At 60.0% G+C, this 15562-nt stretch carries 14 protein-coding genes; 11 read left to right on the plus strand and 3 right to left on the minus strand.

The features are described 5' to 3' along the window. Window positions 1–40: 40 nt before the first annotated feature. From KGB06_RS23825 to KGB06_RS23870, 10 genes are all read left to right on the plus strand, one after another. On the plus strand, window positions 41–658 hold the full coding sequence (locus KGB06_RS23825; protein WP_007946986.1) for an NUDIX domain-containing protein: 618 nt from the start codon (window positions 41–43) through the stop codon (window positions 656–658). Continuing rightward, a complete protein-coding gene (locus KGB06_RS23830) occupies window positions 649–1101 on the plus strand; it encodes a DUF1249 domain-containing protein (protein ID WP_223520111.1) in 453 nt (150 codons plus the stop codon). Before KGB06_RS23825 ends, KGB06_RS23830 begins: the two co-directional genes overlap by 10 nt. A 259-nt stretch (window positions 1102–1360) precedes the next feature. Continuing rightward, a complete protein-coding gene (cpdA, locus tag KGB06_RS23835; protein WP_223520113.1) occupies window positions 1361–2176 on the plus strand; it encodes a 3',5'-cyclic-AMP phosphodiesterase in 816 nt (271 codons plus the stop codon). A 797-nt stretch (window positions 2177–2973) separates the two neighbouring features. Next, entirely contained in the window at window positions 2974–3228 is a 255-nt protein-coding gene (locus KGB06_RS23840) for a DUF6124 family protein (RefSeq protein ID WP_223520115.1), read from the plus strand. A gap of 181 nt (window positions 3229–3409) precedes the next feature. Beyond that, window positions 3410–4018: a YqiA/YcfP family alpha/beta fold hydrolase gene (locus KGB06_RS23845; protein ID WP_223520117.1), complete on the plus strand. Its 609-nt coding sequence runs from the start codon at window positions 3410–3412 to the stop codon at window positions 4016–4018. A 41-nt stretch (window positions 4019–4059) separates the two neighbouring features. Then, a complete protein-coding gene (gene parE, locus KGB06_RS23850; RefSeq protein ID WP_223520119.1) occupies window positions 4060–5964 on the plus strand; it encodes a DNA topoisomerase IV subunit B in 1905 nt (634 codons plus the stop codon). Beyond that, on the plus strand, window positions 5964–6953 hold the full coding sequence (locus KGB06_RS23855; protein WP_223520121.1) for an esterase-like activity of phytase family protein: 990 nt from the start codon (window positions 5964–5966) through the stop codon (window positions 6951–6953). Before parE ends, KGB06_RS23855 begins: the two co-directional genes overlap by 1 nt. Further along, complete coding sequence (locus KGB06_RS23860) at window positions 6950–7474, plus strand: TIGR02281 family clan AA aspartic protease (RefSeq protein ID WP_223520123.1); 525 nt, start codon at window positions 6950–6952, stop codon at window positions 7472–7474. The genes KGB06_RS23855 and KGB06_RS23860 overlap by 4 nt, the downstream gene beginning before the upstream one ends. A 7-nt stretch (window positions 7475–7481) precedes the next feature. Continuing rightward, a complete protein-coding gene (parC, locus tag KGB06_RS23865; RefSeq protein ID WP_223520125.1) occupies window positions 7482–9752 on the plus strand; it encodes a DNA topoisomerase IV subunit A in 2271 nt (756 codons plus the stop codon). A gap of 176 nt (window positions 9753–9928) precedes the next feature. After that, window positions 9929–10642: a membrane integrity-associated transporter subunit PqiC gene (locus KGB06_RS23870; protein ID WP_223520126.1), complete on the plus strand. Its 714-nt coding sequence runs from the start codon at window positions 9929–9931 to the stop codon at window positions 10640–10642. A gap of 245 nt (window positions 10643–10887) precedes the next feature. Here the strand turns inward: KGB06_RS23870 and KGB06_RS23875 are convergent, their stop codons facing one another. After that, entirely contained in the window at window positions 10888–12417 is a 1530-nt protein-coding gene (locus tag KGB06_RS23875) for an AhpA/YtjB family protein (RefSeq protein ID WP_223520128.1), read from the minus strand. Window positions 12418–12552: 135 nt separating this feature from the next. Between KGB06_RS23875 and serB the strand changes: the two genes are divergently transcribed. Beyond that, complete coding sequence (serB, locus tag KGB06_RS23880) at window positions 12553–13767, plus strand: phosphoserine phosphatase SerB (protein ID WP_223520130.1); 1215 nt, start codon at window positions 12553–12555, stop codon at window positions 13765–13767. Window positions 13768–13867: 100 nt separating this feature from the next. On the opposite strand, the gene asd is transcribed toward serB, so the two are convergent. Together asd and KGB06_RS23890 are read right to left on the minus strand one after the other, a co-directional pair. Continuing rightward, window positions 13868–14728, minus strand: coding sequence for an archaetidylserine decarboxylase (asd, locus tag KGB06_RS23885; RefSeq protein WP_223520132.1), 861 nt, complete (start codon window positions 14726–14728; stop codon window positions 13868–13870). A 17-nt stretch (window positions 14729–14745) separates the two neighbouring features. Next, on the minus strand, window positions 14746–15561 hold the full coding sequence (locus tag KGB06_RS23890; RefSeq protein WP_223520134.1) for a rhodanese-like domain-containing protein: 816 nt from the start codon (window positions 15559–15561) through the stop codon (window positions 14746–14748). Window position 15562: the final 1 nt, after the last annotated feature.

Consider the following 15562-nt stretch of genomic DNA (forward strand, 5'->3'; position numbering starts at 1 on the left):
AAAGGAGCCTCGTAATGGATTTGCAGTAAAGAGGATAGTCATGACTGATTTTGCCAACGCCATTCCGACCGCCGTTGATATCGTTCGGCGCGAAAAGTGCTACGAGGGCTTTTATAAGCTCGACCGCGTGCACTTGCGCCACGAACTGTTCGCGGGTGGTATGAGTCGCGAGATCAATCGTGAAGTGTTCGTGCGCCACGATGCAGTGTGTGTGCTGCCTTACGACCCGCAGCGCGACGAAGTGGTGCTGATCGAGCAATTTCGTGTCGGTGCCATGGGCAAGACCGACAACCCTTGGCTGATCGAACTGGTCGCTGGTCTGATCGACAAGGAAGAAGTGCCGGAAGAAGTTGCTCACCGCGAAGGGCAGGAGGAAGCTGGGCTTGTGTTCGGGGCGCTCTGGCCGATGATCAAATATTTCCCGTCGCCGGGCGGCAGCAATGAATTCGTGCACTTGTTCCTGGGGCGTTGCGACACGAACGGGGTTGGTGGCCTGCATGGGCTGGAGGAAGAAGCTGAAGATATCCGCGTCACGGTCTGGGCGTTCGAAGATGCCTTGCAAGCCGTACGTGACGGACGAATTGCCAACGCGGCCAGCATCATTGCCTTGCAATGGTTAGCTTTAAACCGCGCTGAAGTGAGGGGGTTATGGTCGTAAACAAGCTGCGCGATCGTTATAGGGTGGACCTTGCGGGGCTGCAAGCTTCCTGCGAGGCGAACTACGCGCGCTTGATGCGACTGCTGCCAGACATGCGCGACGAGCCGGCGGCGCGGCGCATTGCCGTCACCCACGGCGAACAGATGCTCGGCGTGCTGGCGCTGGAAGTGTTGCAGGTCTGTCCGTACACCACGACCCTGCTAGTGCGCCAGGAACACAGCCTGCCCTGGCTGCCAATACCGCAGCTGGAAGTGCAGGTCTATCACGACGCCTGCATGGCCGAAGTCGTCAGTGCCGAACATGCACGGCGTTTTCGCGGCATCTATCCTTACCCGAACGCGTCGATGCATCAGCCGGACGAAAAGGCCCAGCTGAACATGTTTCTAGGCGAATGGCTGAGCCATTGCCTGGCCTGCGGACACGAGTACGCCGTTGTGCGTTGAGCGCCCTATCTCCCAAATATGCTCATTTTTGGCGGTGTTCATTGTCACCATGCTGCGTTGCCGCTCCTCCCCATAGCTAGCTATGAGTCGTCGCGGCGCCTTGCCTGGCGACAATGACCACTCGCCAAAAAAAGAGCATATTTGGGGGATAGGGCGCTAGTTGTGAACTGTGTCTGGTTCACAGATTTCCCCTTTTGAGCGTCCCCCAGCATAATTGCAGCACCCATCCACACCCGTGATTCAGTCCTGGGAGAACGCCTTGCCGAGCGTATCCACATTGACCACCGCCGATCCGGCGTTGCTGGTGCAACTCTCCGACAGTCATCTGTTTGCGCAAGCGGGCGGGACGTTGCTGGGCATGAACACCCGGGACAGCCTGCAAAAAGTCATCGAGTTGGTGCAGCTTCAGCAGCCGCACATCGACTTGGTCATCGCCAGTGGCGACCTGTCTCAGGACGGGACGCTGGAGTCCTACCAGCAGTTCCGCGAACTGACCCGTCAGCTCGATGCGCCGGCGCGCTGGATTCCCGGCAATCACGATGAGCCACAGGTCATGGCCGAGGCAACAGTGCAGAGCGCAATGCTGGAATCGGTGGTGGATGTCGGTAACTGGCGGGTCACGTTGCTCGATTCCGCCGTGCCGGGTTCGGTGCCGGGGTATTTGCAGGATGAACAGCTGCAGTTGTTGGCTCGATCACTGAGTGAGGCACCGGAGCGGCATCATCTGGTGTGTTTTCACCATCATCCGGTGTCGATTGGCTGTGCGTGGATGGAGCCGATCGGGTTGCGCAACCCTGAGGCGCTGTTTGCGGTACTCGATCGTTTTCCGCAGGTGCGGGCGGTTTTATGGGGGCATGTGCATCAAGAGATCGATCAACTGCGTAACGGTGTTCGGCTGATCGCCTCGCCTTCGACCTGCATTCAGTTCGAGCCGGGCAGCGATGATTTCAAGGTCGGGGAGCAGGCGCCGGGGTATCGCTGGTTGCGGTTGTTGCCCGATGGGCGGATCGAAACCGGTGTCGAACGGGTCACCGGGTTTGATTTTCAGGTTGATTACAGCTCCAACGGTTACTGAGTTTTTGGGTGCATATCCGTTTCTGCGGTAACGGCCGCTAATGGTTTCGCTCTTACAGCGAGTCCCTTTTGGCAAACGCCCCAAAAGGAACCAAAAGGTCTCGCCCCGAGCGTCCGGCCCCTCGCCAAGGCTCGGCGTTCCTTCGCTCCGGTATCCATCCGGGGACACTGCCCTCCGGTCGGCTTCGCTTCGACCTACATGCAGCGTGTTCGACTGCGTCGAACGGCGCTGCGCGCCACTCCCCGGATGCACACCTCCACTCAGCCTCCCGAAGGGGCGGGTGGATCAAGATCAAGAGCTGCAGGCGAGCTAACGCTCGGCCTGTTGAGTGGTGAGGAGCAAGGGCTGTACGCCGACCTATTGTGGGAACTGCCTCGCCTGCGATGGCGGCCTGACAGCCGACCAATTTCCAGCAGATGCACACCATTCCCCTGTAGGAGCTGGCTTGCCAGCGAAGGCGTCCTCACCGACGACACTGTTTAATGGTCAGCAGAAATTTCGGAACCTTCCCACGATCTTTTCAGGTTGCCCGTCGGACGTGGCTTCACTAGCCTTTGCTCTGTCGCTGATACATTCAGCGTCCGGGCTTCGCGGCCCACTGAACTGAGGCATAATCGCCGCGCCTTACAACAGCACTTTTGAGTGCCTGTCGTTTTGTTTCATGGCGGCTGTGCGTGGGATACCTTCGGGTATGCCGATTCTCAGTTCTCGGTCCGCGAACCCGCGTACAGCTGCCACCCTTACATTGCATCGCGGCAATTGGGGGTGGCTCTATATCAATGAACTGAGGTGTCACCATGTTCAAACCAACACCAAATCCTCCAGATACTGTTCGCAAATCCAGCACGATGTTTATGGTCGCCCCCGACATAGACATAGAAAGCCTGTTAGCCCATTCCTGTGAGTCACTGGCTTCGGCGAGTGTGATGGCCAGTGATTTCGCGGCGCGCCTGCAAGGTCCGGACCGGCATACGGTCATGGCGCTTCAGCAAATTGTCATGCTGGCTGAACTGGCGGTGAATCGGGTGCTGGATACCGTTGATCCGGCATAACCTTTAGACCGCGTTATCGTTCATCGCGAGCAGGCTCACTCCTACAGGGACATGCATTCCAATGTGGGAGTGAGCCTGCTCGCGATGGCGCCCTCAAAGGCACCACGAATCCCGAGGATATCCCCGATCCCCCCGAGTCCCTGTAAACTGCGCCTCTTTACCCGACGCACAGGGAGCTCAAATGTCCGGTTCGATCCTTTATATCCACGGTTTCAACAGCGCGCCTGCGTCGAAAAAGGCCACGCAGTTGATGCAAGTGATGGACCGTCTGGGTTTGAGCGATCAGTTGCGCGTGCCAGCCTTGCATCACCACCCTCGCGAGGCCATCGGTCAGCTGGAGCAGGCGATTGCCGAGCTGCAACGGCCACTGCTGGTCGGCAGCTCACTCGGCGGCTACTATGCGACTCTCTTGGCCGAGCGCCATGGCCTCAAGGCTTTGCTGATCAACCCGGCCGTCAGTCCGCACCGGATGTTCGACGGGTTCCTGGGGACGCAGAAAAACCTGTATACCGATGAGGCTTGGGAGTTGACCCACGACCACGTGACGGCCCTGGCCGAGCTGGAAGTGCCGGCACCCCAGGACCCGCAGCGGTATCAGGTGTGGTTGCAGACCGGTGACGAAACGCTGGACTATCGACAGGCCCAGCAGTATTACCGGGCGTGTGCCTTGCGCATCCAGGCCGGCGGCGACCATAGTTTCCAGGGGTTTGCCGCGCAGCTGCCGGCAATGCTGAGTTTTGCCGGTATCGGCGCAGATTTGTATCAGGCGATCGATTTCACAGCACTGTGAGCCGTCGCCTCTATTTCACGAACATTTGACGACGAGACCCCATGGCCACTCCCAGCGCTAGCTCTTATAACGCAGACGCCATCGAAGTCCTCTCGGGCCTCGACCCGGTGCGCAAGCGCCCCGGCATGTACACCGACACCAGTCGGCCGAACCACCTCGCCCAGGAAGTCATCGACAACAGCGTCGACGAAGCCTTGGCCGGGCATGCGACATCGGTGCAGGTCATCCTGCACGCCGACCACTCCCTGGAAGTCAGCGACGACGGCCGTGGCATGCCGGTGGACATTCACCCGGAAGAGGGCGTGTCGGGCGTTGAACTGATCCTCACCAAGCTCCACGCGGGTGGCAAGTTTTCCAACAAGAACTACCAGTTCTCCGGCGGTCTGCACGGGGTGGGTATTTCGGTGGTCAACGCCTTGTCGACCGAAGTCCGGGTGCGCGTAAAGCGTGACGGCAACGAATACCAGATGACGTTCGCCGACGGTTACAAAAAAACCGAGCTGGAAGTGATCGGCACGGTCGGTAAGCGCAACACCGGAACCAGCGTGTTCTTCGCCCCGGACCCGAAATACTTCGATTCACCGAAATTCTCCATCAGCCGTCTCAAGCACGTGCTCAAGGCCAAGGCTGTGCTGTGCCCGGGACTGCTGGTCAGTTTTGAAGACAAGGCCACCGGTGAAAAAGTCGAGTGGCATTACGAAGACGGCCTGCGCTCCTATCTGGTAGACGCGGTCAGCGAATTCGAACGCCTGCCGGACGAGCCGTTCTGCGGCAGCCTGGCCGGTAATAAAGAAGCGGTCGACTGGGCGCTGCTGTGGTTGCCGGAAGGTGGCGACGCGGTGCAGGAAAGCTACGTCAACCTGATCCCGACGGCCCAGGGCGGTACGCACGTCAACGGTTTGCGCCAGGGCTTGCTCGATGCCATGCGCGAGTTCTGCGAATTCCGCAGCCTGCTGCCGCGTGGCGTGAAGCTGGCGCCGGAAGACGTCTGGGAACGCATCGCTTTCGTGCTGTCGATGAAAATGCAGGAGCCGCAATTCTCCGGCCAGACCAAAGAACGATTGTCGTCCCGTGAAGCGGCGGCTTTTGTTTCCGGTGTGGTCAAGGACGCTTTCAGCCTGTGGCTCAATGCCAACCCGGAAACCGGCATGCTGCTGGCGGAGCTGGCGATCAACAACGCCGGCCGCCGCCTCAAGGCGAGCAAGAAGGTCGAGCGCAAGCGCATCACCGCCGGGCCGGCGCTGCCGGGCAAACTGGCTGATTGTGCCGGGCAGGACCCGATGCGTTCCGAGCTGTTTCTGGTGGAAGGTGATTCCGCCGGCGGTTCCGCCAAGCAAGCGAGGGACAAAGAGTTTCAAGCCATCCTGCCGTTGCGCGGCAAGATTCTGAACACGTGGGAAGTCGACGGCAGCGAAGTGCTAGCCAGCCAGGAAGTGCATAACATTGCTGTGGCCATCGGTGTCGACCCGGGCTCGGCGGACATCGCCCAGCTGCGTTACGGCAAAATCTGCATCCTCGCCGACGCCGACTCCGACGGTTTGCACATCGCCACGTTGCTGTGTGCGTTGTTCGTCCAGCATTTCCGCCCGTTGGTGGATGCCGGTCACGTCTATGTCGCCATGCCGCCGCTGTACCGCATCGACTTGGGCAAAGAGATTTACTACGCCCTGGACGAGGCCGAGCGCGATGGCATTCTGGATCGTCTGGTCGCCGAGAAAAAGCGCGGCAAGCCGCAGGTCACCCGATTCAAAGGTCTGGGTGAAATGAACCCGCCACAGCTGCGCGAAACCACCATGGACCCGAATACCCGGCGTCTGGTGCAGTTGACGCTGGACGATTTCGAAGCAACGTCGGAAATGATGGACATGTTGCTGGCGAAGAAACGCGCCGGTGATCGCAAATCCTGGCTGGAATCCAAGGGCAACCTGGCCGAGGTTCTTGGTTGATGCCGCGTGGCTTTGCCCTGGCATGTTGTTTACTTCTGGCCCCGGTTCTGGCGTTTGCTGAACCGGCACCAGAATTGCGCGTGGTAGCCGAGCATCCGGTTGACGGCATGCGCGGCGGCAATCTGTCGGGACTTGCCCAGTGCGGCAAGGACCTGTGGGCGGTATCCGATCGCGACGACGATCAAATCTATCGCCTCGATACCCGCGACACGGTCTGGCAGGCTGAAGCCGTGGGCATCGGTGTGCCTGCGGTACCGGGCAGTGGCTTGCCCTGGGGATTGCGCTCGCGCGCCTGGGTGGCGTCGTTCGTGCGTGGCGGTGATCTGGATTTCGAAGCCATTACCTGCGACAGCGCCGGTAATCGCTACATCGTCAGCGAAGCCCATGCGGCGGTCCTGCAAGTCCCTCTGACGGGGCCGGCGACCTGGCTGAAAATCTCACCGATGCTGGTTCGCGAAGCACGGGCCAGTGGCATGTTATTGCAATTCAATGCGCTGTTTGAGGGCCTGGCGATCAATCCGGCGGGTGATCAAATGTGGTTCGCTGCCGAGCGTCAAAGCCGTGGATTGTTGACGATCAAGCGCAAACAAACGGTGTGGGACTGCGAAGGTGGCTGTGTGCTGCTAAGCGAAGCGGGCATGGAAATGCAGCCACCGCAATTTCCCAAGGCCAAACCGGTGCCCCGGGATTTTTCCGACGTGTCGTTGTTCAACGGCAAATTGTTCACCCTTGAGCGCAACGCGTACCAGATTTGTCGCCGTGATCCGCAGACGGCTAAAGTCGAGCGCTGCTGGTCGTATGCGGCCGAGTTGTTGCAGGAAAACCGTCGTTATCCACAGAGCTATGGGTTGGAAGAAGCATTGGTCGTGGACGCAGACGGTGCGTGGATCGGTGTCGATAACAACAACGGTGCCCGTGCCGATGGCGAAAGTCGCCCGGTTGTCTGGCGCTTCGCCGCGCCTGAAGGTGGCTGGAGCGCCAAGCCGTGAGCCAGCAAACGCCGGGCAAACGCGTCGGGCGGGTCATGCTGATATTGGCCTGGTGCGCCGCGTTATTTCTGGCGACACGGTTTTTCGGGCAATGGGAGGCGCGTCAGCAAAACCCCAATGCCGTCGTCACCTCGGAGCAGGGTGAAGGGTTTATCGAAGTGAAGCTGGTCAGCAACCGCCAGGGGCATTTTGTCGTCAGCGGTGCTATCAACGGCCACCCGGTGGACTTCATGCTCGATACTGGAGCAACGGATGTGTCAATTCCGGCCAGTGTGGCCAAGGGGTTGAAACTGGAACAAGGCTTCGGGGTGACCCTGAGCACGGCCAATGGTCTGAGCGAGGGCTATCGAACCCGCATCGACCGGCTGCAACTGGGCGACATTGTGTTGCGTGATGTTCGCGCGCTGGTTGCACCAGGACTGGAAGGCAAACAGGTGCTGCTCGGCATGAGCGCACTGAACAAACTTGAATTTACCCAGCGCGGTGGCACCATGCTGCTGCGCCAGACAACGAACCAATGAGGCCCGCATGAGCGACTCCCTTGATCTCAGCCTGGACGGTGTAGAACGCCGGTCACTGGCTGACTTCACCGAAAATGCCTACCTCAACTATTCCATGTACGTGATCATGGACCGTGCCTTGCCGCATATCGGCGACGGCCTGAAACCGGTACAGCGACGCATCATCTATGCGATGAGCGAGTTGGGGCTGGACGCCGACTCCAAGCACAAGAAATCGGCGCGTACCGTCGGTGACGTGCTCGGCAAGTTCCACCCGCACGGCGATTCGGCCTGCTACGAAGCCATGGTCCTGATGGCCCAGCCTTTCAGCTATCGCTACACGTTGGTCGACGGTCAGGGTAACTGGGGTGCGCCGGATGATCCCAAGTCGTTCGCCGCCATGCGTTACACCGAAGCGCGGCTGTCGCGTTATTCCGAAGTGCTGCTCAGTGAATTGGGGCAGGGCACTGCGGACTGGGGCCCGAACTTCGACGGCACCCTCGACGAGCCGCTGGTGTTGCCGGCACGTTTGCCGAACATCCTGCTTAACGGCACCACCGGCATCGCCGTGGGCATGGCCACCGATGTGCCGCCGCACAACCTGCGCGAAGTCGCGACGGCGTGCGTGCGTTTGCTCGATGAGCCCAAAGCCACGGTCGAACAGCTCTTTGAACACATCCAGGGCCCGGATTACCCGACCGAAGCGGAAATCATCACCCCGCGCGCCGACCTGCTGAAAATCTACGAAACCGGCAAGGGCTCGGTGCGTATGCGCGCCGTCTACCACATCGAAGACGGCGACATTATCGTCACCGCGCTGCCGCACCAGGTATCGGGTGCCAAGGTGCTGGAACAGATTGCGGCGATGATGCAGGCCAAACCGTCCAAGGCGCCGCAGATCGCTGACCTGCGCGACGAATCCGACCACGAAAACCCATGCCGCATCGTGATCATTCCGGGTGCGCGGAAAAACTTTGACCACGATGCGCTGATGCAGCATCTGTTCGCCAGCACCGAGCTGGAGTCGAGCTACCGGGTCAACATCAACATCATTGGTCTGGACGGCAAGCCGCAGCTGAAAAACCTGCGGGCGCTGCTGGTCGAGTGGCTGGAGTTCCGGGTGCAGACCGTGCGTCGCCGCCTGCAATTCCGCCTCGATAAGGTCGAACGTCGCCTGCACCTGTTGGACGGTTTGTTGATTGCCTACCTCAACCTGGATGAAGTGATTCACATCATCCGCACCGAGGAGCATCCAAAAGCGGCGCTGATCGCGCGTTTCGCCCTGAGTGAAATCCAGGCCGAATACATTCTCGACACCCGTTTGCGTCAGTTGGCGCGACTGGAAGAGATGAAGCTGCGTGCCGAGCAGGATGAGCTGCTCAAGGAGCAAGCCAAGCTGCAGGCCCTGCTGGGCAGCGAAGCCAAGCTGAAAAAGCTGGTACGCACCGAGCTGATCAAGGACGCCGAAACCTATGGCGACGATCGCCGTTCGCCGATTGTCGAGCGCGCCGAAGCCAAGGCCCTGACCGAGCACGATCTGCTGCCGAATGAGAAAGTGACGGTTGTGCTGTCGGAAAAAGGCTGGGTTCGCTCTGCCAAAGGGCATGAGATCGACGCCACTGGACTTTCCTACAAGGCCGGAGACGGTTTCAAGGCCTTGGCGGCCGGCCGCTCCAACCAGTTTGCGGTGTTTATCGACTCCACCGGTCGCAGTTATTCGGTGGCGACGCACACGTTGCCATCGGCCCGTGGCCAGGGCGAGCCGTTGACCGGTCGTCTGACGCCTCCGCCGGGCGCGAGTTTTGAATGCGTGCTGATGCCGGAAGACGATTCGCTGTACGTGATCGCTTCCGACGCCGGGTATGGTTTCGTGGTCAAAGGTGAAGATTTCCAGGCCAAGAACAAGGCCGGCAAGGCGCTGCTGAGCCTGCCGAGCAACTCGAAAGTCATTCTCCCGCGCCCGGTGGCTGATCGCGAGAACAACTGGCTGGCTTCGGTGACAACCGAAGGTCGCTTGCTGATCTTCAAAATCAGCGACCTGCCACAATTAGGTAAGGGCAAAGGCAACAAGATCATCGGCATCACCGGTGAGCGTGTGGCCAATCGCGAAGAGTATGTGACGGACATCGCCGTATTGCCGGAGGGTGCCACTTTGGTGTTGCAGGCCGGAAAACGTACCTTGTCACTGAAAGCAGACGACCTCGAACACTACAAAGGTGAGCGTGGGCGTCGTGGTAACAAGTTGCCACGTGGTTTTCAGAGGGTGGATGCGCTGCTCGTCGAAAACCTCAATAATTAAGCGTCCTAGAGCGGTCGATCTGCGATTTAACACGTAGATCGACGCTTTGGCGCTGGAGTCGGAACGCATATTCACGGATGATATGGCCTTTCAAGCGCCGGCGTGGTCGAGCGTTCTTCATATTTATTGAGTATTTTCACTGTGGTTAGCCTTGTGGCGGCCACCTGGATGGGACGATGACTGCTCTGCGCCTTCCTTTTATTTTGATGCTCGCTGGCTTGCTAGGCCTTGCGGGTTGCAGCGTTCACCAGCCGGTGTCGCTGTATCAACTGGACAGCGGAAGCCCGGTTGCGCCTGCGCAAAGCTCGGGCATGGCGGTATTGTTGGGCCCGGTAACGGTTGCCGATTACCTGCAACGCGAAACCCTGTTGCAGCGACAGCCCGATGGCAGTCTGCAAGCTGCCACCGACGGTCGTTGGGCGGGCAGCCTGTCTTCCGACATTGATCAGCTGTTGCTGCGTCAGGTAGCCGGTCGACTGGACAGTCAGCGCGTTGTGCTGGCGCCTGCCACAGCGGGCTTTACCCCGGATGTTCAGGTACTGCTGACGATTACTCGCCTGGACTCGGGTGTGTCGCAACCGGCAGTCCTGGATGCGCAATGGCGATTGATCGACCGTCGTGGAAAGGTTCGCGATAACCGCATCATTCACCTGCAAGAACAGCACGCGGGCAGCACAGCGGCGCAGGTTCAGGCGCAAGGTGTGTTGTTGCAGCGTCTGGCGGAGCAGTTGTCGGTGGCGCTCAAGCCATTGGCCAACCAGCCAGCGATTGCTGACGCGCCGCGTAAACCTGCGGCAAAACCTGTCGCGCCGGCGGCCGAGCAAGAGAAACAGCCGAAGATCCCGATGGCTTTGCCGATCCGGACCGATATGGAAGTGTTCAGGTTCTAAGCCTGGACTGATCTAAAGCAAAGCCCGCCTTGTGCGGGCTTTGTTGTTTCAGCAGGTTGGATATCTGTAGCGCTGCTGAAGGCCCCTTCGCGAGCAGGCTCGCTCCCACAGGGGATCTCTGATGCTCACAGAGGATGTGTCCACAGAAGATCCCTGTGGGAGCGAGCCTGCTCGCGATGGGGCCAGAACAGACAACAAAAAGCCCGCAGACAATCTCTTGTCTGCGGGCTTCTTTACAGCGGGGCTTACGCCCGGCGCTCATGCATCCGCGCCAGTTGCCGTTCCAGCATCGACGGATAGGGCTCCATCAACCGCTCCACACAGCAAGCGCCCTCAGGGCTCGCAATAGGGCGAATCCGTGCACGCTGACGAATCAGCACGTCGTCACCGATCTTGCGCTGCACCAGCAGCAGGTTGCGGCTGTGTTGCGACAGGGCCAGGGCGTCCTGAGCGGTTTCGGTCAGCAGCAAATCGATCTGGCTCATACCGAACAACTCCTCACCCAGCGTCAGACCCAACTGCAATTGCAGGGTGATGCCACTGTCCGCGACTTCAATCTGCAACTGATGGCCCAGGGCTCGCAGCAATTCACCGCAGCAGATGGCGTTGGTCAGGTAGTCGTCGCCACTGTCTTCGGTGTGGAACAGCATCAGCGTGCTGCCATCGTTCAGTGTGTGCAGTTCGCTTTGGTAGAGCGAAGCAGCCTGATCAAGGCAGTCGCGATAGCGTTTCAGCAATTCTTCGAGGCGCGTGCGGGGCAGGCGACGCAGTTGGTCCTGAGCGCCCAGTTGCACGGCCAGGACGGCGCTGTGCTGTGGCACGTTCGAGATCACGGGTTTTGCTGCCGGTTTCGGTGCGACGGCGACCGACTCGTCACGCAGGTCGGCAAACGCATCATCGTCATCGTCGTCTTCAACGGTGCTGACAATGTGTCGTGGCGCTGGTTTCAGGCTGGCGACGGGTTTGGTTTCATCGAAACTCGGGTCACGCAAGTTGCGTACTTCGAAGGTTGGCTCGTTGTCGTCCGCGTCTTCATCGCTGTCGTCGTACTCAGGCTCCGGCGCCGGTTCCGGCTCGGCGGGCTCCGGTGCGAAATTGGCGTGCAGCTGACGGGCCAGGTCGCCGATCTCGTCCTGGCGCTCAGTGGCCGGGGTGTATTCGTCGATATTGCGCAGCCATACGCGCAATTGCAGCAGCGGCGTAGAGATGTGCCGACCCAGACGCAGGCTCAGGGCCAGCGACAACGCCAACAGGATCGCACTCAAAATGCCCATGCTTTGTAGGCTGATGGTCATTGGCTGCTGGAATTGGTCCATGTCCAGGCTGATGCGCAGTTGCCCGGCGGTCACGTCCTGGAACGTGATCTTGCTCTGGTACATGCCCTCGGCTTCGCCCAACAGGCTGTGCTTGGGACGCTGACCGGCCTCGGCGAGGATGCGGTTATCCACGCTATAGATGGCGGCGTGGGCCACCAGCTTGTTCTTGGTCAGGTTGTTGAGCAGCACATTGAGGCTGAGGATGTCGTTGGACACCAACAGCTCCGTAGCGGAGGTGGCGGTCTGCGTGGTCAGGCTTTCGCCCAGCGCATCTGCCTGCTCGTGCATGGCCTGCTTGAACTGCAAACCCATCACGCCGGCGTAGATCACCAGGGCCAGGGCGACCAGGATCACGTTATGGCTGGCGATGCGCAATGCAATCGGTACACGGCGGTGGCGCAGTGCCCGGAAGATCAGCAGGAAGAAGTTGTCGGTTTTTACTGGCGTAGGCCGGTTCACTTGAGCTCGGCTCTTTTGTCCGTGGAGTTGACGCGCAGTATAGCGACAGGCCCTAGACCGTCAAAGCGCTCACGGTGCCCGATGGTCACTGAAAGTGGGTAGAATGCGGTTTTTTTCCACTTGCGGGGGTGCGCCTTGCGCGAAATCGTCCTGATAAACATCACGGGAGTCGACCGTCCGGGTCTGACTGCGGCCATTACCGGCGTTCTGGCCCAAGGTGGTGTGAACATTCTCGACATTGGTCAGGCGGTGATCCACGACACTCTGTCGTTCGGCATCCTGGTTGAAATTCCGGATACCGAGCAAGGCAAGTCCGTGCTCAAGGACATCCTGTTCACGGCATACAAGCTCGATCAGCAGGTCCGTTTCACGCCGGTGTCCGAAGAGGATTATCAGCAGTGGGTCGGCAATCAGGGCAAAAAACGCCACATCGTGACGCTATTGACCCGCAAAGTGACTGCCGGGCAATTGCAGGCCGTGAGCTCGATCACCGCCAAATATGGTCTGAATATCGATCACATCGATCGTCTGTCCGGACGCATGCCGCTGGACACCCCGGCTGACAAGGGCAAGGGCTGCATCGAGTTTTCCGTGCGTGGCGAAGCGGCTGATCCGCAGGCGCTGCGGGCCGAATTCCTCAGCGTTGCGCAGGAACTGAACGTCGACATCGCCTTTCAGGAAGACTCGCTGTTCCGTCGCAACCGTCGCCTGGCGGTGTTCGATATGGACTCGACCCTGATCGAAGCTGAAGTGATCGACGAACTGGCCAAGGCGGCGGGTGTCGGCGATCAGGTGTCTGAAATCACCGAGCGAGCGATGGCCGGCGAGCTGGACTTTCGCGCGAGCTTTAAAGAGCGTCTGGCGTTACTGCAAGGTCTGGATGTCAGCGTGTTGGATTCGATCGGTGCTTCCCTGCGCTTGACCGAAGGTGCTGAAACCCTGTTCGCCGAACTCAAGCGTCTGGGCTACAAGACCGCCATTCTGTCGGGTGGCTTTACCTACTTCGCCAAGCAATTGCAGGCCAAGCTGGGCATTGACTACGTATTTGCCAACGAACTGGAAGTGGTCGACGGTAAAGTCACGGGTGTTGCAGTCGAGCCGATTGTCGATGCGCAGCGTAAGGCTGACTTGCTGCGTGAGCTGGCCCATAAGGAAGGATTGCGACTGGAGCAGACCATTGCGGTCGGTGACGGCGCCAATGATTTGCCGATGCTGGCGATTGCCGGGTTGGGTGTGGCATTCCGGGCCAAGCCGCTGGTGAAACAGTCGGCGAAGCAGGCGATCTCCACCCTTGGGCTGGATGGCGTGCTGTATCTGCTGGGCTTCCGCGATCGCGATGGACAGTTGTAAAAAGTAAACCTACTGTAGGAGCTGGCTTGCCAGCGAAAGCGGTGTATCAGGGCAGGTACACCGCGTTGCTGCATTCGCCGGCAAGCCGGCTCCTACAGGGTCAGGCCTTTGGCTGGCCCATACCCTGGCCCATCTGTACCGGCGAACCAGCCGCCAGTTCTTCGGCCCATTTCACCTGGTCTGGCCCGAACAGCACGACAGCGGTCGAACCCAGTTTGAAGCGACCCAATTCCGCACCTTTCTCCAGGTGGATCGGCGCGCGGGCGGCTTCGTCGTAGCGGAAGGTTTTCAGCTCGCGTTTCGGCGGCGTGACCAGCCCGGCCCAGACGGTTTCGATCGACGCAACGATCATCGCGCCTACCAGCACCACGGCCATCGGCCCGCGCTCAGTGTCGAAAATGCACGCCACACGCTCGTTACGGGCGAACAGCTCCGGAACGTTTTCGGCGGTGGTCTGATTCACCGAGAACAGACGGCCCGGGATGTAGACCATCTCGCGCAAGGTGCCGGCCAGCGGCATGTGCACGCGGTGGTAGTCCTTCGGCGACAGGTAAATCGTGGCGAAATCACCGCCCATGAACGGCGCGGCGTTGGCGGAGTCACCGCCGAGCAACTCCAGCACGCTGAAACTGTGGCCCTTGGCCTGGAATACACGACCATGTTCGATCGGGCCGAGCTGGCTGATCGCGCCATCGGCCGGGCTGAGAATGGCACCCGGGGTTTCGTCGAGCGGGCGAGCGCCGTCTTTCAGGGCGCGGGTGAAGAACGCATTGAAGTGCTCGTAGGCGGTCAGGTCTTCGACCAGCGCCAGGGACATGTCCACCTGATAACGCTTGGCGAACCAGGCGGTAAAGGCGTTTTTGAACCAGCGCACGCGGCATTCGGCAATGCAGCCGGCCAGTCGCGAGAGCAAATTATGGGGCAGCAGGTATTGGCTGAGGATAAACAGACGCTTATTCATTAACTGTCCTTAAAACCTTAAATCTCTACGGGGGTGTCGGGATGGTTGCCCCATTCGCCCCAGGAACCGGCATAGCCTTTGACCCGCGGATAACCGAGGGATTTGGCCACCAGATAGGTGAAGCCAGAACGGTGGTGAGTCTGGCAGTGGGTGATCACTTCTTTGTCTTTGCTGATGCCGAGCTGTTCGAGAATCTGCGGCATGTCTGTGCGGATGCGCAAGTTGCGCGACTGATCCATGCCCGCGGTCCATTCGAAATTGACGGCGCCGGGAATGTGCCCGGCCTTGGCCGCCAGCACTTTCTCGCCGGAGTACTCCAGCGGCCCGCGCGCGTCCCAGATCGCCAGGTCGGCGGCGCCGAGACGGCTTTGCAGGTATTCGCGGGTAGCGGTGGGTTCGTCGTGCAGCGTCAATGCCACCGGGCCGCCAACGGGGGCCGGGATTTGGATCGACATGGGCAAGCCTTCTGCCAGCCAAGCCGGCAGTCCGCCGTCGACATAGTGGTACTTACGGTGACCGATGACATCCAAGAGCCAGATAAAACGCCCGGCCCAGCCGCCGCCTTCGTCGTCATACACCACGTACACCGCGGCGGGATTGTGTCCCAGCTCACCGAACAACGCTTCGAGCGCCGCTTTCGGCGGCATCAGCCCCGGCGCAGGCGCCTGACCGAGTTGCGTGCGTTTCGGATCGACAAAGCGCGCGCCGGGAAGATGCCCTTCGGCATAACGGGCACTGCTGGTCAGGTCCACCAAGATCAGATCGCGGGACTCAAGGCGAGGGAGCAAGTCGCTCGGCTCGATCACCAGCGGCAAGCCAGAGAAGTCAGACATG

The sequence above is a fragment of the Pseudomonas sp. GL-B-19 genome (genome assembly GCF_019956415.1).
Taxonomy (GTDB): domain Bacteria; phylum Pseudomonadota; class Gammaproteobacteria; order Pseudomonadales; family Pseudomonadaceae; genus Aquipseudomonas.